This window comes from Natrinema pallidum DSM 3751 (assembly GCF_000337615.1).
In the GTDB taxonomy this organism is placed as follows: domain Archaea; phylum Halobacteriota; class Halobacteria; order Halobacteriales; family Natrialbaceae; genus Natrinema; species Natrinema pallidum.
The window spans coordinates 1-20066 of sequence record NZ_AOII01000074.1; the positions used below are offsets into that span (position 1 = coordinate 1).

Below are 20066 nucleotides of genomic sequence, written 5' to 3' on the forward strand. Positions count from 1 at the left end.
TCCTCCTGCGATTTCTGGGGGTAAACACATACAATTCCCCGATTTTGAACCTACTGTCCTCCTGCGATTTCTGGGGGTAAACACATACGGTTGGCCTAAAGCAATACGATGAACGAAATCGGGGACATCGACACACCGACTGGTCGACACCACCGACAATACGACACGCCGATCGTCCGCAGCGTGTCGCTCTCGAGATGTTTGGCGTCCCCCGGAGACCATGGGGCGATAAACGGAAGACGGGACCGGGTTTCGCACACGATCCCAGTCGAACCGCTCGATGAGGGTCCGCGATGAGCGGGGAACGCTCACGAATCGAGACGGATCGGACCGCGACATCGACGCGAAACGAGACACGGGTCGGTTGGCTCTTCGATCCGGCACTCCTCACGGTGGTACTCGGTAGCCTCGCTATCGTCGTCGCTGGCGGACTGATCCAGGTGAGCTTCGGTGCGTACTCGATGACGTTCCTCGAGGCGTGGCGTGCGGTATTCAACCCGAATGTCGTGTTCAATCCGCAGGCTTGGGACGCCTTCTTGCTGGGAGAGGCGATGCCAGAGATGAGTCAGGAAAGCCTCATCGTCTGGAACATTCGGCTTCCCCGGGTCTTGGTTGGGGCCCTCGTCGGAATGAACCTCGGCGTTTCCGGGGCAATTTTCCAGGCCGTAACTCGGAACGAACTCGCGAGCCCGTTCATTCTCGGTGTCTCTTCCGGTGCGGGATTGATGATCTTGCTAACGCTTGTCGTATTCGGGAGTCTGACGGCGTTTCTTCCGTTGATCGCCGCTCTGGGAGGTGCCGGTGCCTTTCTCATCGTCTACGTGATCGCCTGGAAGAACGGAACGTCCCCGGTTCGGCTGGTCCTCGCAGGGGTGATCGTCGGGACGGTCTTCGGCTCGCTTCAGACGGCGCTGTTTTTCTTCGCGGACGATATCGGCATCGTCCAGTCGGCCATCGCGTGGACCACGGGTTCGCTCACTGGGTCGGACTGGGAACAGGTCCGACTCGTGCTTCCGTGGACGGTCGTGGTCGTCTTGCTCTCCATCGCGGGGTCGCGCCAGATGAACGTCCTCCTCCTCGGCGAACGGACGGCGAAATCGCTGGGGATGTCGATCGAGAAGGTCCGGTTCGCGCTGTCCGGCGTCGCGGTCCTCGCGGCGGCGGCGAGCATCGCGGTCGCCGGCATCGTCGGATTCGTCGGTCTTATCGTCCCGCACATGGTCCGAAACCTCGTCGGGAGCGACTCGAAGAAGCTGATCGTCGGCTGTCTGTTCGTCGGGCCGGCGCTGATGGTCGGTGCCGACGTGGGCGCGCGACTCGCGCTGAGTCCGACCCAGGTCCCCGTCGGCATCGTCACCGGCCTCCTCGGTGGTCCGTACTTCCTCTATCTGATGCGAAAACAGGAAAACATGGGTGAAATCTGACGGTGAACGGATGTCGGGCGAGCAGCACCAACGGATCGCCTGGCCGAGGCTTCCCTTCGAACCCCGCCGGCCGGACGACGCTGGTACGTGCCCAAAACGTGCGAACTGTCCGGAAAGTCGACACGGTCGTTTCGCTGGCAGACGGACGGGTCATCGAGCGAAACACCACGCTGCTCGCGGCGTAGCCGATTGCGAACCACTGGTTTAGGACATCCTAAAACAGAGAGCTTATTAGTTTTTAGGTGAGCCTAAACCCTAATGGGAGACGAAACGAGACGCGGGCCACCGACGCGCAGAGATACACTAAAATACGGCATGACGCTCACAGCCGGTGTCACCCTCTCGGGATGTTCGGACCTAGCCGGTCAGGGCAAGGGGGACGGGACCGCGGGACCGTCCAGCAGCGGTTCGTATTCGGTCACGATGGCTCCGATGGGAGCCGTCGAGTTCGACTCGCCGCCAGTGAGCATATTCACGCGACTGACCCATCTGGCGGGAATGGCGTTCGCCCTCGGACGTGGGGACGACGTGAACGCGATGCACGCGCCCGAGTACTACGATCAGTTGTGGGCCCAATTCACTGACCGACTACCCGGTGTGACGGTGGATTGGAGCGGGTTGTACTCGTCCTGGGACCCGGACAAGGAGACTCTCTACCAGCTCGACAGCGATGTTCACCTCGCCGACCCGGCGAGCGTGGACGCCCTCGATAGCTGGGACACCGAGGACATCGCTGAGGTACGAGACCGCATTTCACCGTGGTTCGGTAACAAATTCAGCGATAGACGTGACCAGCCGCCAGCCGACTGGGTCGACCGCTACCAGTATTACACCCTCTGGGAGATGTTCGAGAAGGTCGCAACAGTATTCCGGGAGGAGTCGCGGTACGAGGCGCTCTCGACGATCCACACGAACCTGCTGGAGACGATCGAAGAAAACCTTCCCCCGGAACGCGACCGGCCGACCGCGGTGCTGGCTGGGTTCAGCGATATCGAGAGTCCGTACGTTTACACTGTTGATACGCCCGGCTTCCTGACCGCACATGTCCGTCCGCTCGCGCCGACCGATGGCTTCGGTGACGAGGTTTCCTCCGGTGACGCAGTCGACATGGAGATGCTACTCGAGGCGGATCCGGACGTCATCTTCGTACTGGGCGGGATGCACCCAGAAACGGAGATGCCCAGGATTCGAGCAGGGTTACGGACCCACGCTGTCGGACAGCAACTCTCCGCGGTCGACGCCGGTCGAGTCTACGCCCAGGGGGCGCGGTATCAAGGGCCGATCCTGAACCTGTTCCAACTCGAGATGACGGCCAAACAGCTCTATCCAGAGCACTTCGGCGAGTGGCCGGCCTATACTGAGGGGCCGTATCCAGAGATTCCCGCGGACGAACAGTTGTTCGATCGACAAGCGGTTGCCGATATCATCACTGGAGGCAGCAACGCATGACCGACGAAAACGAGAGCACGACCGCGGCACCGACGCGCAGAGACGCACTACAATACGGCGGGGCGCTCGTGACCGGCGTTTCCCTTGCGGGCTGTTCGGACCTCGTTGGCCAGAGCGAACAGCCTGACCCATCCACGAACGGCTTACACTCGGTGACGATGGAACCGATGGGCGAGGTGACGTTCGAATCCGTCCCGACGAAATGGGTTCCGTACGGCGGGGATTACGCCGATATGGGCGTTGCGCTGGGGCAGGCGGACGGAATGACCGGGATCGGTCAGGCCGGTGAGTACGATACAGATATCTATGACGAACTCCCGGGTGTGAGCGTCGATCGCGAGCGGATCGGGACGAACGACTTGGTCGAGGCGGGGATGGACAAAGAACTGTTCTACGAGATGGACAACGATGTCCACGTCATCGACACTGGAATGCTACGCAACTGGTTCGACTGGGAGCAATCCGATATCGACGAAGTCAGCGAAGCCGTCGGCCCGTTCGTCGGGAACATGATTTTCAGACAGTCCGACAGTTGGCACGAATACCGATACTACACGCTGTACCAGGCGTTCGAAAAGATGGCGACACTGTTCCAGGAAAGAGAGCGGTTCGAGGCTCTCAAACGACTCCACGACGAGTTTATCGCCGACGTTCAGTCGCGACTTCCGCCCGCGGACGAGCGCCCGACCGTTCTTCTGACGTACGAAGGAACGGACGAACCCGAAACGTTCTCGCCCTACCGACTCGATGATACGGGAACGAGCAAAAAGCAGTGGAACGACCTCGGCGTTACGGACGCGCTCACCGGGACCGGCATCGAGAATCTTAGCACCGAGAACCGCAGCGAGCTCGATTACGAGATCCTTCTCGAGATCGATCCCGATGTCCTCCTCGTTCGCGGGCACGAACAAAAGTCGGCGTCGGCGTTCCGCGAAACGGTCCTCGAGTACATGCGAGACCACCCCATCGCTACTGAACTGACAGCCGTCAGGAACGGCCGTGTCTATCGGGGCGGGTATCTCCGTCAGGGACCGATCCACAATCTCTTCCTGACCGAACGCGGGGCGAAACAACTCTACCCGGACACGTTCGGCGACATCACCAGTGGGAACGACCTGTTCGACCGCCAGGCGGTCGCGGATATCATCACGGGGGCACAGTGAATGCGCGCTCGAGAGTGGGCGATTACAGGGGCCGTCTGCGAGCCGAAAGAGTCGTCTCGAGCCCGCACGCGTTCGGAATCGCGGGTCCTCTCGGACGGAAAGAGCGGCAACCGTTCCGCCTCCGTGGGGCCACACGGGGGTTCGAGTACCAGCGGGACGGACATCGGTAATGGAGAGAGCGATCTATGAGAGAGACCGACGATACGACTGCGGGGCCGACGCGCAGAGATGCACTGGAATACGGCGGCACCGTCCTCGGCGGCGGACTGCTTGCCGGCTGTACGGGCGATCCGGGAACGGAGTCACCCGCGGACACGGACGGATCGTATTCGGTGACGATGGAGCCCGTCGGTACCGTCGAGTTCGACGCGGTTCCCGAAACGTGGGTCCCCTACACGGGTGATTACGCGGACATGGGCGTCGCACTCGGCCAGGGCGATGGACTGGCAGCCGTCGGCGTCCACGCTCGGTTCGCATCACACGTCTACGAAGAGCTACCGGGCGTCTCCGTCGACGAGAACGACCTCATCGAACTCTATCGGGACGGCACTGGCAAGGAAATCTTCTACGAACTCGGGGCCGACGTCCACCTCATCGACCCGAACTTCATGGTAAACCGCCTCCAGTGGAGTCAAACCGACATTGACGAGATCCGAGAGACAGTCGCGCCGTTCGTCGGTAACACGATCTTCTCTCGCGCCTACGACTGGCACGACTACACGGCGTACACGATGTACGAGGCGTTCGAAACGGTCGCAGACGTGTTCCAAGAGCAGGCACGGTACGAGGCCTTCAAGCAGTATCACGACGACGTGCTCGCGGCCGTTCGAGCACGGATTCCGGATGAAACGCCGAACATCGCGGTTCTCTACCCGGCCGAGGTGCCGCCGGAATCGTTCTACCCGTACCTGATCGGCTCCGGGACGCAGTCCAAACACTGGAACGACCTGAACGTCGGAGACAGTCTCGCTCGGAACGGCATCACGGACGCGCAGGCTGGCGGGGGCATCATCGACTACGAAACGCTGTTGGAGATCGATCCGGACGCCATCGCGATCAGGATGCAAGGCGAAATTACGCAGGCGTACTTCGACGACGAGATCGTCTCACACCTCCGGAACCACGACGTCGCGAGCGAGTTGCGGGCGGTCCAAAACGACCGCGTCATTTACGGCGGCCTGACCTACCAGGGGCCGATCATCCACCTCTTCCAGCTCGAGCGAGCGGCTCGTGACCTCTACCCCGAGGAGTTCGGGAACGAACGGCTGTTCGACCGCCAACGGGTCGCGGATATCGTCACCGGAGCGTTCGAACGATGAGGTCGTCGGAGACGGGCCACCGCGAGGAGGCGTTCGATCACGATGTCGTCGTGGTCGGCGGCGGTCCCGCGGGCTGTGCAGCCGGCGTCTTCACCGCCCGATACGGCCTGGACACGGTCGTCTTCGACCGCGGGCGGTCCTCGATTCGGCGCTGCGCCTACCTCGAGAACTATCTCGGCTTCCCGGCGGGGATCGACATCGAGACGCTGTCCGGACTGATACACGACCACGCCGAGCAAGCGGGATGTGAGATCGTCGCCGACCTCGTCGAGTCACTCGAGCGCGCCGAGGATCAGCAGGGGTTCCGCGTTCGCACGCAGGACGGGGACCGGGTCACCGCTCGGCGGGTGATCGCGGCGACGCGCTACGACGGCGAGTACATGCGCGGGCTCGACGACGAGACGGCGATGTTCGAGACGTTCGAGTACGACGGCGAGGAACGCGAGCACTTCGACAAGAGCTACGCCGAGCGCGACGGGACCACGCCGGTCGACGGGCTCTTCGTCGCATCACCGTACGGAGAGACCGGCTACCAGGCGAGTATGGCCGCCGGTCGCGGCACGCGCGTGGGCATCACCGTCGTCGAGGCCGTTCGACGAGAGCGGGGCTACCCCGACCCGATAGCGAACCACTACGATTGGATGCGTCGAGCGGCGGAACTCGACGACGAGCGGAGCGACCGCGAGCAGTTGGGCGAGCGCTTCGACGAGCGATTGCCCGACGATCACGACCTCGAGGCGGCGCGACTCGCCGAACTCCGTGATCGGGAGGTCGATCGCAGGCTCGCGACGCATCTCTCGGCGGACGAGATCGAGCGCCGGACTGAACGCGGGCAGAAACGACTGCTCGAGCACATCGACGACGACCTGATCCGGCAGGCGGCACGGGAAATCGAGGGCGAGTGAGCGACCGAAGCCGGGTCGTCGTGGTGTGTCGCCGGGACCGTTTTCTGTTGGACGCCCGTACTGTTCGCTCGAGATGAACGACCGGACGCGACTCACGACCGTCGAGACGGTCTACGAGAACCGATCGTGGCTGTTTACGGTTCGGGATCAGTACGGCGAACCCGACGAAGCGATCCTCGTCCCCTGCGAGGGCAGCGACGGGCGCGGCTCCACGAGTAGTCAATCAGGGGCTGATGACGGTGTCAAAGCGTGGATCAACCGCTGTACGCACGAGGCGCAGCGGTTCGATACGGGTCGCGGGGTCGCAATGCGCGACGGCCAGCTCATCTGTCCGAAACACGGCTCGATGTTTGACTCCTGCTCGGGCTACTGCGACAACGGCGAGGCGGCCGACACGACGCTGCCGTCGATCGAGATCACTGTCGACGACGGGATCGTCTATCTGACCGACGGCGACGTGAGCTTCGCTCATGAGGGTGGCATCGACGGCGGAGACGATGACGACGATCCCGCGTCGACATCGCATATCGGGTTCTGATCGGATCGATACCAACGGCTCGAGCGGTACCGTCGGCGTCAAACAGGGCTTTTCACTCACCGCGGGCTGGTTCGACGTATGGACAAACGAACTGTCTCGAGCGGTACCGAGTGGGAACCACAGGTCGGATACTCCCGTGCCGTCCGCGCCGGCTCGCAGGTCCACGTCTCAGGGACGACGGCGACCGACAAGGACGGAGCCGTCGTCGCACCCGGCGATCCGTACGCCCAGACCGTCCGAGCGCTCGAGATCGTCGAGGATGCGCTCGAAGAGGCGGGCGCGACGCTCGAGGACGTGGTCCGCACGCGGCTCTTCGTGACGGACATCGACGACTGGGAAGCGATCGGCGAGGCCCACGGCGAGTTCTTCGCCGACGGTCGTCCCGCCTGCAGCATGGTCGAGGTCCAGCGGTTGATCGAGCCGGAGCACGTGGTCGAGATCGAGGCGGTAGCAGTCGTCGACGAGCAACGAGACGGGTAGGTCGGCACCGGTTCGGCCGTCGTCTCGAAAGGGTATTCCGGGCGCTGGCAGTACGACCGCCTATGCTCACCTTCATCGGTCTCGGACTCTACGACGAGCGCTCGATCACCGTCGAGGGCCGAGAGGCGCTTCAGGCGGCCGACCGCGTCTACGCCGAGTTCTACACGAGTAAACTGATCGGGACGACGATCGACGACCTCGAGTCCCATCACGACATCGAGATCGAGGTCCGGGACCGCGCTGGGGTCGAACAACACCCGGACGACATGCTCGAGGCGGCCGAGGGAGAGGACATCGCGTTCCTCACCGCGGGCGACACGATGATCTCGACGACTCACGTCGACCTCCGCCTGCGGGCTCACGACCGCGGCATCGAGACCCGCGTGATCCACGGCGTCACCGCCCAGACGGCCACCAGCGCGCTGACTGGCCTGCAGAACTACCGCTTTGGAAAAGCGACGACGCTGCCCTTCCCCTACGCCCACGGGGCCGAGGGTCTCCCCGCGAGCGTGACGGAGACGATCGACGACAACCGGGCCGACGGCCTGCACACGGTCGTCTATCTGGATATCAAGACGGAACGGGAGGAGTACATGACCGCCGACACGGGTGCAACACTGCTCGCCGAGGAGTATCCCGACCTCGTGGGCGTCGTCGTCGCCCGTGCTGGCAGCCCCGATCCGCTCGTCGAGGCCGGGACGATGTCCGAGCTGGCGGCTCGGGAGTTCGGCGAGCCGCTGCATTTACTCGTCGTGCCAGGCGAGTGTCACCTGCTCGAGGCCGACGCACTGGTCGAACTGGCGGGGGCCGACCGGGACGCCCTCGAGATCGCCTGAAACCGACTCCGTCCGGACGGCGGTGGTTCGATCGGGATCGGAGGCGGTTATTTACCATCGGAGTGAAAAACGATGACCGATGAATAGTCGGGACGACGGGGAGCCCGATCCCAACGGATCGACGATGGCGGGGGATGACCTCGACCGAGAGACGCTCGAGTTGGCCCGCGAGGAACTGCGAATCACGTTCGACTATCAGGTCGAGCGCATCCAAGAGATCGACGAGAAGGCGATCGAGATCCTGAAGGCGAACCTCCTGTTGATCGGGCTGGTCGTCACGGGCGGTTCGATCGTGGTCCAGACACAACTCGACGTCGATCCCTTCATCAACCCCTTTACGATCGCCAGCGCGCTCCTCCTGCTGGCGTCGACGGGACTCGCCGGCGTGACGTACACCGCCTCGAACCTCCGGGGCGGCATCGACGGCGATGCGGTCGACGTCGCGCTCGCGACGGCTCGAGCCGATCCCGCGGCCGACGCGGATCGGTTCGAAGTGCGACTGCTCCGCAGCTACGGGCGCTGGATCGAGTACAACGCCCGGGTGACGGCCGTCAACGACATGTTCGCGACGATCACCGTCCTCATGGTGATCGCCGCGTTCGTCTACGTCGTCGCCGGCATCGCGGTCGGCGCGGTCGGACCGTCCCCGATCGTCTCGGGGATCGCCTTCCTCGTACTCACGGCCGTCCTCCTGTGGCTCGGTGCGTTCGCGTACTACATGGACCATCTCGGCGCGAGCGACAGCCGCTGGGAGGGGACGTTCGACGGCGTCAGAATCTCGAAAGGGGTGACCCGAAAAGGCGGCCTGTCGACGCTGCGATCGATGCGCAGTGAGGGAGCGACCGACGAAGCGGAAGCGGAAACGGAACGGGACGCGACTGCGGCGCGAAACGCCCGACCGTAGCGCCGGACGGCACGTCCGAACGCGGGCGGGTCCATGTCCCCCTCAGCCGTGTAGGACGGCCTCGAGCCGATCCATGAAGTCGCCGGGGACCTCGAGCTGCGGCGTGTGCCCCGTGTTGCCGAAGACGACCTCCTCGAACTCGCCGCCGCGATCCGCGTAGGTCTCGAGGACGGCGCGGGTCTGGTCGACCATGGGCTGGGGCGGGAAGACGTCCTCGCCGGGCCAGTCCGGGAGCTCCCCCATTCGGCCGAGCGTCCCGAGATCGAACAGGGAGGCGTTCGAGACGATTTGGTCGGAATCGCCGCGGATCCACAGCACGGACGGTTTCTCGTCGGGATCGATCTCGGTAATCGCCTCGAGATCGCAGTATTTGGGCGAGATGGCATTGTTCACGCCGATCTCGCCCGGTGCGATGCCGGGCCAGTTGTCGCTTGGCTCCCACGAGCCCGGATAGTGCCCGTCACCGGTCGCCGTGTCGAGCATCCCCGTCAGATACGATTCCTCCCGGTCGTCGTCGAACTCGTGGGTCGGATCGACGTAGTAGGTTCGTAGTACTTTCCGCGGCACGGTCCGCCCCTCCTCGCTCCGGTCGCGGTTCGCCAGCCCCGCGACGAATCCGTCGTTCGCGAGTCCACCGCCGGAGCCGGCGTAATCGTCGAAACACGGTGTTCCCTCGGTCCCCTTCGTCCCGCCGAAACCGTACGGCGAGAGCGGATTGACGAGTACGAGTTCGGCGACGTCATCGGGGTGGTCGATCGCGTACCGCATGGCGGCCCCGCCGCCGTTGGACCAGCCGACGAGGACGAGGGGGCTCTCGAGGCCGAGTTCGACGACCAGCGCACGAACGTCGGCCTCGAAGTCGCCGAGCCCGTTCGTCGCGTCGATCGGTTTCGGCTCCGAATTACCGAACCCTCGTAGATCGGGCGCGATCGCGCGGTGACGCCCCGGGAGCGCCGCCAGTACGTCCTCGAAGAACCGCGAGGACGAGACGTTGCCGTGGAGAAAGACGATCGTCCGGCCGCCGTCGGTGGCTCGATCGGTCCCACCCGACGCAAGGAAATGAGTGTCAAGGCGGCCGGTGTCGACGGTTCGCGAGTCGACCCCGGCGAGGGTGTCGTCTCGAGGCATGGCCGCCGGTACTACGGCTCCCCTGATAACTCCCGGGCCGAGACTCGATCGCTGAGCCGTTCGATCGACCCGACTGCGCCGGCTCAATCGTCCGCGGTGACGCCGTCTCGAGGCCGCCGAGGGGAGCGGCGACGGAGCGTCCCGCCGATAACGGCGGCGATCACGGCGCAGGCGGCGACGACGACGAACAGCGCCGTCGGCGTCGACCGCGTCAGAATCAGACCCGCGAGCGACGACCCGAGCGCACCGACCCCAAAGATCGCGGTGTACGTGTAGCCGAAGGAGAGACCCCTCGCATCGGCCGGCGTGTACGTCGAGATCGCTTCCTGGTTGATCGGTGCGATCATGAACGTGAGGAATCCGAGGACGCCCACGACGACCAACAGCGGGGCCAGCCCCGCCTTCGTCGACGGCACGAACGCGAGCGCGACGGCGGCCAGGGCGACGTAGCCGCCCACGAGGACGGTCTCGAGTCGCGCGCGGTCGACGAGTTTGCCACCGACGTACTGGCCGAACCCGCCGACGAGCAAGAGCCCCGAGTAGACGTACTGGCTGGGTTCGAACGAGCGGCCGACGAACGTGATCGGGTCGAGCAGCGGCAGGGTCGCCAGGATGTCCGGCAGGAAGGTAAACGTCGCCCGGTAGGAGACGCCGTAGAGGATACCGATCGCGAAGACGAGGCCGAAGCCGACGGTAAACAGCCGCCGCGAACCCGCGAGGAAGGCCGCGAGGCCGTGCGGCCCCTCGCCAGCCGTGGCATCGTCCGCGCCGCGAGCCGAGGTACCGGCGGTCTCGTCGAACTCCAGTCGCGCCCCGACGACCGCCGCGAGGAGGACCGGCACCAGGAGCAGGGCAGCGACGGTCCGCCAGCCGACGAACGCCAGCAGAACCGCCGCGAGCAACGGCCCGGTCGCGACGCCGACGTTGCCCGCAACGCCGTGGTACGCGAATGCGGTGCCCCGTTCTTTCGTTCCGCGGCTGAGCAGCGCCAGGCCCGCCGGATGATAGAGGCTCGCCGCCGCGCCCCACACCAGCAATCCGACCGTCAGAACGCCGATAGTCGGGGCGGCGGCAACGAGCCCGAAGGCACCGCCCATCCCGAGCAGACAGGCGAGGATGAGCCGCTTGGAACGAACCCGATCTGCCAGCAGCCCCGTCGGGAGCGCGCCGACGCCGATCAGAGCGTAGCTCGCGCCGACTATGACGCCGAGAAACGCCGGCGTCGTCGAGAACGCCTCGAGCCAGCTGACGACGAAGATCGGGATCACCAGCTCGTAGGTGTGGAAGACGGCGTGGCCGAGCATGGCAAAGGCGGTTACCGCCCTGTCGTTCCGATCCATACTCGCTTCGGCGGTGGCGGGCCACTAAAAAACGGCGAGCGAGCCGTCGCTTACAGCCGGTCGATGATCGCTGCAGTCACGTCCGCGGTCGAGGCGTCGCCGCCCAGATCCGGCGTCCGCGGTCCGTTCTCGAGCGTCGCCTCGACGGCCTCGTGGACGGCCGCGCTCTTCTCGTCGTAGCCGAGGTACTCGAGCAGCATGGCGGCGGAAACGATCGTCGCGGCAGGGTTCGCGATCCCCTGTCCGGCGATGTCGGGGGCGGTGCCGTGGACGGGTTCGAACAGAGCGCGATCGGGGCCGACGTTGGCACTGGGCAGGAGGCCGAGGCCGCCGACGAGGCCGGCCGCGAGGTCCGAAAGGACATCACCCGCGAGGTTCGGGCAGACGACCACGTCGAACTGGTCGGGATCGAGACAGACCCGTGTTGCGAAGGCGTCCATCAGGACCTGATCGGTCTCGACGCCGTGCTCATCGGCGACCGAGACGACGGTATCGCGGAAGAGGCCGTCCGTTTCGCGCATGACGTTCGCCTTGTGAACGATCGAGAAGCCGTCGTGGTCGTCGCCGTCGACGTACTCGCAGGCGAACTCGGCGAGCCGTTCCGAGGCCGACTCCGTGACGACGCGGGTGAGCGTCGAGACGTCCTGCGTCAGGCGGTCCTCGTGGCCCGCGTAGACGCCCTCGGTGTTCTCTCGGAGGAAGACCAGGTCCGTCTCGGGACGCACCGCGTCGATACCGGGATAGGCCTTTGCGGGGCGGATGTTGACGAACGAGTCGACCGCCGTGCGGAGCGGCAGGATGACGTCCGCCGCGGTGTCACCGGCCGCGCCGAACAGCGTCGCGTCCGCCGACGCCGCGAGGTCGTAGGTCTCCTGGGGCAGCGCCTCGCCGGTCTCCTCCCGTACCGCGTCGCCCGCGTCGGCCTCGACGAACTCGAAGTCGATCTCGAGGGCCTCGAGTACGTCGACCGCGGCGGGTGTCACTTCCCGTCCGATCCCGTCGCCCGGAATGACGGCGATTTCGTGAGTCATACTCACTCATCGATGGGGAGCCGAAAAGAGGGTATCGATACCGACGGCGAGACGTGTACGTCGCTCGCGTCCGCAGTCTCGTTCACAGCAAATCACGTAACGAATCGAGCCCGATCGAATGCGAACTCTATGGTGAGACCCCCGTCACGGATGGTTTCGATCACTCTTGACTATTTCTGCCGGTTGGGGTATAGTAAGTCGTCACATCTGTTTGTACAAGTAATGTATTATATTTTTATTTATATATTAGAAAAACATAAGTGACCGAGACCATGATGTAGTGTCGAAAATGATTAATACCTCACAGAAAGGGCGACGGCGATTCCTTAAATCGGCCTCACTTGGAGCTGCTGCGATTCTTGGTGGTTCCACCGCAATCAGCACCGTTACCGCATACTCCGATCAATCATGGCCACTCCGAGATCGTGAGTCCACATGGGAGGACGGATACGACGAACGATATCGGAGTATCTCGAATTTGAATCTCGACTACTACATCAGCTGGAGTTCCGACGGGCATTTCGAGCACAATCCGGTTATAACGACCGCACATGAAGCAAACCGCCAGACAGGCAGGGATTCACGCGGAGATCCAGTCTATACAACGGAAGGCTGGATCACAGAGTCCGAATTGAACGTGAAAACGATTTCTGATGGCTGGTTGCTTTCGGATCGGGAAAATGAGTATCTCGAGTGTTGTCCTGGGGTCGCAAGCGACGCAAACGAGAGCCCGAATGAATTTTTCACGTGGGGCGTCGACTTCCTGGTAGGCAACACTCCCGGTGTCGGAACCCTCAAAGATCTATTCGACGGCGGAAGCGCGCTCGTTCAGACGTTATACGATCAAAAGGATCCCGGATACACGACGACGTACAAGTGGGACTACGATAACGACAACTCCGGAAATCTCCGTGACGGCGAGTCGTACCCCTATACGGATTCACAGACGTTCAAACCACTCGAGAAGGTAAACCACGACGGACACAATAATCGGTCCGCCGAAGCTGTCTTCCGAACGACATGGAGACATAAGGGGGGTGGTGGTGCTCCGGACGCACCTGTCGCCGGTTTCGAGATCGAAGTCCCCACCCCGGATACTCGGTTTGATGAGATGAGTTCGTCGGAAAAGGACGACTGGGGAGTTAAGACGGCGGACGACTCGAGGTTTCCGCTATCCGGTACGACTGACGACGACCTCGTTGCCACTGATCCACCAGCAGAAATCACATTCCTGAGTAACTCATAAGTCGCGCTTTCGGCGATCTCCTGTCGGCGCAGGTGTGTCATCGCGACTGCACGCCGCCGATCGCGGGGGACACGACAGCCGAACGAAACGGCTGATGGCGGTTACCGGCGACCACGGCGTCGGAAAACACCCCGCTCCTACTCGGCGTCGGGGATCGCCGCGTCGTCGACGTAGGGCAGTTCGCGAGCCGTCTCACGAACGGCCGCCGCGTTGGACTTCATCAGCGCCGTCGTGTCCCAGACGCCCTCGACGAGGGCCTTCCGCTGGGCGTCGTCGACGGTGACGGCGATCGTCTCGTCCCCGTAGGTCACTTCCTCGGCCTCGATGTCGATCTCGAGTTCGCCGTCGGGGTTCGCGTCGACCCAGTCCTGGAGGTCCGCGATGGTCTCGCTGTCGGCCGTGACGGTCGGAATCCCGAGGGCCAGACAGTTGCCCGCGAAGATTTCGGCGAAGCTCTCGCCGATGATCGCGTCGATCCCCCAGCGCAGCAGCGCCTGCGGGGCGTGCTCGCGCGAGGAACCACAGCCGAAGTTGCTGTTGACGACCAGCACCGAGGAGTCCTGATAGCGGGCCTCGTTGAACGGGTGGTCCTTCCGGTTATCGTCGTCGTCGAATCGCAGATCGAAGAACGCGAACTCGCCCAGCCCGTCGAAGGTGACGACCTTCATGAACCGGGCGGGAATGATCTGGTCGGTGTCGATGTCGTTGCCCCGAATCGGGACACCCGAACCGGACACGTGGTTGACTTCCGGAATCTCGACGTCATCCGTCATGCGAGGTTCACCTCCTTCAGATCGCGCACGTCAGAGACTTCGCCGGTAATCGCTGCGGCCGCGACCATTCTGGGGCTCATCAGCACGGTCCGCCCATCCTTCGATCCCTGCCGGCCGACGAAGTTCCGGTTCGAGGAGGAGGCGCAAGCCTCGTCGCCCTCGAGTTGGTCCTCGTTCATGCCCAGACACATCGAACAGCCGGCGTTGCGCCACTCGAAGCCGGCCTCCTCGAAGGTGTCCTTGAGGCCTTCCTCCTCGGCGGCCTCCTGGACGCGCTGGCTGCCGGGGACGACCATCGCGCGGACGTCGTCGGCGACCTCGCGGCCCTCGACGATCCGGGCCGCGCGTCGCAGGTCCGGCAGGCGGGCGTTCGTACAGGAACCGAGGAAGGCCACGTCGATGTCGTAGCCTTCCATCGTGTCGCCGGGTTCGACGCGCATGTGCTCTTGGGCGCGTCGAGCGGTGTCTTGCTTCTCCGCTGGCAGCGACTCCGGTTCCGGAATCGGATCGGAGATGCCGATCCCCTGCCCGGGCGTGGTTCCCCAGGTGACGACCGGCTCGAGTTCGTTCGCGTCGATATGGACGACGTCGTCGTACTCGGCGTCCGCGTCGGAGCGAATGGACTCCCAGTATGGCTTGAGTTCCTCGAACCGCTCGGGGTTTTCCTGGAAGTAATCGGTCCGTTTCAGCCACTCGTAGGTGGTCTCGTCGGGGTTGACGTAGCCCGCGCGAGCGCCGCCCTCGATAGACATGTTACAGATCGACATCCGCCCTTCCATGCCCAGGCTCTCGATGGCCTCGCCGGCGTACTCGTAGACGTAGCCGACGCCGCCCTCGGTGCCCAAGCGACGGATGATCTCGAGGATGATGTCCTTGGCTTCGACACCCTCACCGAGTTCGCCGTCGACCTGGATCTTGCGGACCTTCTGTTTCTCCATGGCGACGGTCCCCGTTGCGAGGACGTCGCGGATCTGGGAGGTCCCGATGCCGAACGCGAGCGCGCCGAAGGCACCGTGGGTCGAGGTGTGGCTGTCACCGCAGACGATCGTCTTGCCGGGCTGGGTCAGTCCCTGCTCCGGGCCGATGACGTGGACGATCCCCTGATCGCCCGTCGTCGGGTCGGAAAAGTCGATGCCCGCGTCGCGGACGTTGTCCTCGAGTTCGGCCATCATCTCCTCGGCCGCGTCCTCCTCGTAGGGGCGGGACTGGTCCGCCGTCGGCACGATGTGGTCGACCGTCGCGTGGGTCAGGTCCGGAAACGCGACCTCGAGGTCGCGCTCGCGGAGCATGCCGAAGGCCTGCGGGCTCGTGACCTCGTGGATGAGGTGGAGGCCGACGAACAGTTGGTCCTGACCGGTCGGGAGGGTAGTGACCTTGTGGCGATCCCAGACCTTGTCGTACAGCGTCTCCGCGCTCATTCCTCGTCCTCTACGGTGTCGCCGTGCTCGACGCCGCGCTCGAAGACGCGGTTCGCGTCGTCGGCACTGTTCGGCGGCGTGTGGTCGACGTCGCGCATTTTCGTTCGTTGCTCCGCCCGTTCGTCCTCCTCGTCAGTCTCGGTCGGGGTCGATTCGGGCTCGCCACCGTCCGCTGCGACGGTCGGTCCGCGGCTGAACAGCTGGCCGGCCGTCCGCCCAGTGTAGGGGTTCGTGTGGCTGACAGTAGCCATCGTCTCTGTCGTGTCGTCTGTTTCGTTCATGGTCGTTCGGGGATCGTTGTTAGTCGTCCGCCTGCACCGGGACGGACTCGTCGTCGGTTTCGGTCGGTTCGTCCTCGGCCCACGCGAACAGATCGCGCAGGCGCTCGCCCACCGCCTCGATCTCGTGGTTCTTCTCCGACTCCCGAAGCTGGTTGTAGCTCGGGCGGCCGGCCTGGTTCTCGAGGATCCACTCGCGGGTGAACTCGCCGTTTTGAATCTCCTCGAGGGTCTCCTCCATGTTCTCACGAACGTTCTCGTCGACGATCCGGTCGCCGCGGGAGAGGCCGCCGTACTCAGCGGTGTCGGAGACGGAATCCCACATCTCGGCGTGGCCACCCTCGTACATCAGATCGACGATCAGTTTGAGTTCGTTGAGACACTCGAAGTAGGCGATCTCCGGCGAGTAACCGGCGTCGACCAGCGTCTCGTAGCCGTGTTTGACCAGCGAGGTGACGCCGCCACAGAGGACGGCCTGCTCGCCGAAGAGGTCGGATTCGACTTCCTCCCGGAACGTCGTCTCGATGACGCCCGCTCGCGTACAGCCGATGCCTTTCGCGTACGCCAGCGCGCGCTCATCGGCGTCGCCGGTCGTGTCCTGATAGACCGCGAGCAGACCGGGCGTCCCCTCGTCGTTCTCGTAGTTGCGCCGGACGAGGTGGCCCGGGCTCTTGGGCGCGACCATCGTCACGTCGACGTCTTCCGGCGGCTCGATCTGGTTGTAGTGGATGTTCAGCCCGTGGGCGAACTGGAGCGTGTCACCCGCCTCGAGGTTCGGCGCGATGGCGTTCTCGTACACGTCCGCCTGCACAGTGTCGGGCACCAGCACGGAGACGTAGGACGCCTGAGAGACCGCCTCGGCAGGCGTCTCGACCGGCAGCCCGTCCGCTTCGGCGGCCGATCGCGAGGACGAGCCCTCGCGCAGCCCGACGACCACGTCGACCCCGCTCTCGTGGAGGTTCAGCGCGTGGGCGTGGCCCTGGCTACCGTAGCCGAGCACGGCCACGGTGTCGTCGTCGAGAGTCGATACGGCTGCGTCATCGTCGTAGTACATGTCGGTGGTGAATTCGTCAGTCATCGTCTGCTGTCTGGTATGTCTCGTTGTGGGTCGCCTCGTCGGCGGGCTGTGCTGTCGTTTCGGGGGCCGCGGTCCGGTCCGTGCCGCGTGCCAGCGCCGTCGTCCCCGTTCGGGAAATCTCTCGAATCCCGAACTGGCTGAACGTCTCGACCGCGGCCTCGATCTTCTGTCGCGAGCCCGTGATCTCGAAGGTGGCAGTCTCGGGACTCGAGTCGACGGCCGTCGCGTCGTACATGTCCGCGACGGCGCTGACCGCCGCGGGGTCCGCGGCGGCGACTTTCACGAGCGCCAGTTCGCGCCGCATCGCGTCGGGCTCGAGTTCGCGCACGGCGATGACCGGCACGAGCTTGCGCAGTTGTTTCTCGACCTGATCGATTCCCGGGTCGGGCTCCTCGACGACGATCGTGATTCGCGCGCGATCCTCGTCTTCGGTCGGGCCGACGGTCAGGCTCTCGATGTTGAACTGCCGCCTCGAGAACAGTCCCGAGACGTCCGAGAGCACGCCGGGCTCGTGTTCGACCAGCGCGGAGATGACGGTGCGTCGGGGCTCGTGGGTCGCTTCGACCTCGGGGTCGATACGAATGCCCTGTTTGTTGCGCCGTCCCGCGGGGGTTGGCCGTTCCTCCGGCGGCGGCCCCTCGAGTCCGCGCTTCATAGCTGCTCCTCCGCCAGTGCGAACTGGCCGTTGTCGCCGCCGCTCGGAACCATCGGGTAGACGTTCGCGTCGGGATCGATGTGGACGTCGATCACTGAGGGGCCGTCGTAGGCGATCGCGGCGTCGATCGTGTCGGCGACGTCGTCGTAGTCGTCGATCCGGAACCCTTCAGCGCCGAACGCCTCGGCGAGTTTATCGAACTCGGGCATCCAGCCGTAGTCCGACGCGGAGTGGCGGCCGTCGAAGAAGGCGTCCTGCCACTGTCGAACCATGCCGATGTACTCGTTGTTGAGCACGGCGACGGTGATGTCGAGGTCCTCGCGGACGGCGACGGACAGACCCTGCAGCGTCATCAGGAACGAGCCGTCGCCGTCGATGCAGACGACCTCCTGATCGTCGTCGGCCGCGAGTCGCGCGCCGATCGCCGAGGGGAGTCCGTACCCCATCGCGCCCAGCCCGTGACTCGAGACCCAGGTTCGTGGCTCGGTGTAGGTCCAGTACTGGCAGGCCCACATCTGGTGTTGGCCGACGCCGGTGGTGACGATCGCGCGGTCGCCCGTGGCCTCGTCTAAGGCCTCGACGACGAACTCCGGCTGGACCGGCTTGTCCTCCGGCGCGTCGTAGGCCATCGAGTAGTCGGATTGCCACTGTTGGCACTGGGCGCGCCACTTCGTGGCTTCGGGCGACTCGTCGACGGCTGCGGCCAACTGCTCGACGACCGTTTCGGCGTCGCCGACCAGCGGATAGTCGGCGTAGATGTTCTTCGAGATTTCGGCGGGGTCGATGTCGACGTGGATGACCTCCGCGTCGGGCGCGAAGGTCTCGATGCCGCCGGTCAGGCGGTCGTCGAACCGGGTGCCGATCCCGAGCAGCGTGTCACAGTGGGTGATCGCCATGTTGGCGTAGCCGGTGCCGTGCATGCCCGCCATCTCGAGGGAGAGTTCGTGATCCTCCGGGAACGCGCCGATGCCGGGCATCGTGGTGATGACCGGGATCTCGTGTTCGATGGCGAACTCGCGGCAGGCATCGGTGGCTTCACCTTTGATGACGCCGCCGCCGAGCAGCATGACCGGACGGGACGCGTTTTCGATGCGTTCGGCCGCCGCGGCGACGAGGTCCGACTCCGCCCGCTCCTGGACCTGATAGGTATCCGGAACGGTCGGGGCGTCGGGCTCGCGGTCGGTCTCGCCGTTCGTGACGTCTTTCGGCAGGTCGACCAAGGTCGGTCCCGGGCGTCCCTCGCGGGCGAGGGCGAACGCCTCGCTGACGTCGCTGCCGACGCGGTCCGAATCGCTCGCGAAGGTGTTGTCCTTCGTGACCGGGGTCGTGACGCCGGTAGTATCGGTCTCCTGAAAGGCGTCGTTGCCGACGAATTCCGTCGGGACCTGGCCCGTCAGCGCGAGCATCGGGTCCGAGTCCATGTCGGCGTCGGCGATGCCGGTCACGAGGTTGGTCGCGCCGGGTCCAGACGTCGCGAGACAGACGCCCGGCTCGCCCGAGACGATGCCGTAGGCGTCGGCCGCGTGGGCCGCGCCCTGTTCGTGGGCCATCGTCACGTGGTAGATGTCCGAATCGTACAGCGCGTCGTAGACGGGCATGATCGCCCCGCCCTGCACGCCGAAGGCGTACTCGACGCCCGCGTTCTCCAACGCGCGGACGACGGCCTCGGCACCCGAGGTGACGGGGTCGGTCGTCGTCTCGGCGTCGTCGGTCTCGGCGACCGCGTCGGGCGCGGCGCTGTCGGTGATCGGGTCGTCGTCCTGTTCCTCTTCCGCTGGCGGCACCTTTGCTGCGCGTTCGCTCATCGGTTGCCTCCCGCCGTTGGCCGGCGATCGGGTGGTGTACGGTAGTGTGTCATCTGGGGGATTGCTGGTCGCTCGGAGAACGATGCGGCGAATTCGGGTCTGAAGCGACGAAGTACTAGATGAGGGGCTATAGTGCCCCTACAATACGAATCGGGGCGAACGCGCTGCTGTCGACCGCGTGGGCGGACGCCGACAGGGAAGCGCGGACCGTCATTACTGTCTACGTAGCTTCCTCGAGGGATATAACCCTTACGAGTCTCCCGGCACCGATCGCTCGAACGCGAGAGCCAGGGCTC

At 64.5% G+C, this 20066-nt stretch carries 19 protein-coding genes; 10 read left to right on the forward strand and 9 right to left on the reverse strand.

Annotated elements, in window-relative coordinates; genetic code table 11:
• Nucleotides 1-293: 293 nt before the first annotated feature.
• From C487_RS12155 to C487_RS12195, 9 genes are all read left to right on the forward strand, one after another.
• On the forward strand, nt 294-1424 hold the full coding sequence (locus tag C487_RS12155; protein WP_006186069.1) for a FecCD family ABC transporter permease: 1131 nt from the start codon (nt 294-296) through the stop codon (nt 1422-1424).
• 258 nt (nt 1425-1682) lie between these two features.
• Nucleotides 1683-2873 carry an ABC transporter substrate-binding protein gene (locus tag C487_RS12160; protein WP_049908122.1) on the forward strand — a complete coding sequence of 397 codons (1191 nt, stop codon included), beginning with the start codon at nt 1683-1685 and terminating at the stop codon, nt 2871-2873.
• Complete coding sequence (locus C487_RS12165; RefSeq protein WP_006186071.1) at nt 2870-4036, forward strand: ABC transporter substrate-binding protein; 1167 nt, start codon at nt 2870-2872, stop codon at nt 4034-4036. Before C487_RS12160 ends, C487_RS12165 begins: the two co-directional genes overlap by 4 nt.
• A 185-nt stretch (nt 4037-4221) precedes the next feature.
• On the forward strand, nt 4222-5355 hold the full coding sequence (locus C487_RS12170) for an ABC transporter substrate-binding protein (RefSeq protein WP_006186072.1): 1134 nt from the start codon (nt 4222-4224) through the stop codon (nt 5353-5355).
• Nucleotides 5352-6260, forward strand: a complete 909-nt coding sequence (locus C487_RS12175) for an FAD-dependent oxidoreductase (RefSeq protein ID WP_006186073.1) — start codon at nt 5352-5354, stop codon at nt 6258-6260. Before C487_RS12170 ends, C487_RS12175 begins: the two co-directional genes overlap by 4 nt.
• Before the next feature lie 73 nt (nt 6261-6333).
• Complete coding sequence (locus C487_RS12180) at nt 6334-6798, forward strand: Rieske (2Fe-2S) protein (RefSeq protein ID WP_006186074.1); 465 nt, start codon at nt 6334-6336, stop codon at nt 6796-6798.
• A gap of 78 nt (nt 6799-6876) precedes the next feature.
• Entirely contained in the window at nt 6877-7278 is a 402-nt protein-coding gene (locus tag C487_RS12185) for a RidA family protein (protein ID WP_006186075.1), read from the forward strand.
• 62 nt (nt 7279-7340) lie between these two features.
• Complete coding sequence (gene dph5, locus C487_RS12190) at nt 7341-8114, forward strand: diphthine synthase (protein WP_006186076.1); 774 nt, start codon at nt 7341-7343, stop codon at nt 8112-8114.
• Between the two features lie 79 nt (nt 8115-8193).
• A complete protein-coding gene (locus C487_RS12195) occupies nt 8194-9018 on the forward strand; it encodes a hypothetical protein (protein WP_006186077.1) in 825 nt (274 codons plus the stop codon).
• A gap of 42 nt (nt 9019-9060) precedes the next feature.
• Here the strand turns inward: C487_RS12195 and C487_RS12200 are convergent, their stop codons facing one another.
• The 3 genes from C487_RS12200 to leuB form a co-directional block, all read right to left on the reverse strand.
• Nucleotides 9061-10146 (reverse strand): alpha/beta fold hydrolase, encoded by a 1086-nt coding sequence (locus tag C487_RS12200; RefSeq protein WP_006186078.1) that lies wholly within the window; start codon nt 10144-10146, stop codon nt 9061-9063.
• Between the two features lie 83 nt (nt 10147-10229).
• Nucleotides 10230-11486 (reverse strand): MFS transporter, encoded by a 1257-nt coding sequence (locus tag C487_RS12205; protein ID WP_049908123.1) that lies wholly within the window; start codon nt 11484-11486, stop codon nt 10230-10232.
• A 50-nt stretch (nt 11487-11536) separates the two neighbouring features.
• Nucleotides 11537-12517 carry a 3-isopropylmalate dehydrogenase gene (leuB, locus tag C487_RS12210; RefSeq protein WP_006186082.1) on the reverse strand — a complete coding sequence of 327 codons (981 nt, stop codon included), beginning with the start codon at nt 12515-12517 and terminating at the stop codon, nt 11537-11539.
• Nucleotides 12518-12995: 478 nt separating this feature from the next.
• On the opposite strand from leuB, the gene C487_RS12215 reads away from it, so the two are divergent.
• A complete protein-coding gene (locus C487_RS12215) occupies nt 12996-13763 on the forward strand; it encodes a hypothetical protein (RefSeq protein WP_152422509.1) in 768 nt (255 codons plus the stop codon).
• Between the two features lie 137 nt (nt 13764-13900).
• On the opposite strand, the gene leuD is transcribed toward C487_RS12215, so the two are convergent.
• The 6 genes from leuD to ilvB are packed head-to-tail and all read right to left on the reverse strand — an operon-like array spanning nt 13901 to nt 19770.
• The gene (gene leuD, locus C487_RS12220; protein ID WP_006186084.1) at nt 13901-14536 is read right to left on the reverse strand and encodes a 3-isopropylmalate dehydratase small subunit; all 636 of its coding nucleotides are present in this window, start codon (nt 14534-14536) and stop codon (nt 13901-13903) included.
• The gene (gene leuC, locus C487_RS12225; RefSeq protein ID WP_006186085.1) at nt 14533-15954 is read right to left on the reverse strand and encodes a 3-isopropylmalate dehydratase large subunit; all 1422 of its coding nucleotides are present in this window, start codon (nt 15952-15954) and stop codon (nt 14533-14535) included. The genes leuD and leuC overlap by 4 nt, the downstream gene beginning before the upstream one ends.
• Nucleotides 15951-16235 carry a hypothetical protein gene (locus C487_RS12230; RefSeq protein ID WP_006186086.1) on the reverse strand — a complete coding sequence of 95 codons (285 nt, stop codon included), beginning with the start codon at nt 16233-16235 and terminating at the stop codon, nt 15951-15953. Before C487_RS12230 ends, leuC begins: the two co-directional genes overlap by 4 nt.
• A gap of 19 nt (nt 16236-16254) precedes the next feature.
• On the reverse strand, nt 16255-17310 hold the full coding sequence (ilvC, locus tag C487_RS12235) for a ketol-acid reductoisomerase (RefSeq protein ID WP_006186087.1): 1056 nt from the start codon (nt 17308-17310) through the stop codon (nt 16255-16257).
• Nucleotides 17303-17965 (reverse strand): acetolactate synthase small subunit, encoded by a 663-nt coding sequence (ilvN, locus tag C487_RS12240; protein ID WP_006186088.1) that lies wholly within the window; start codon nt 17963-17965, stop codon nt 17303-17305. Before ilvN ends, ilvC begins: the two co-directional genes overlap by 8 nt.
• Nucleotides 17962-19770, reverse strand: coding sequence for a biosynthetic-type acetolactate synthase large subunit (gene ilvB / locus C487_RS12245; RefSeq protein WP_006186089.1), 1809 nt, complete (start codon nt 19768-19770; stop codon nt 17962-17964). The genes ilvN and ilvB overlap by 4 nt, the downstream gene beginning before the upstream one ends.
• Nucleotides 19771-20066: the final 296 nt, after the last annotated feature.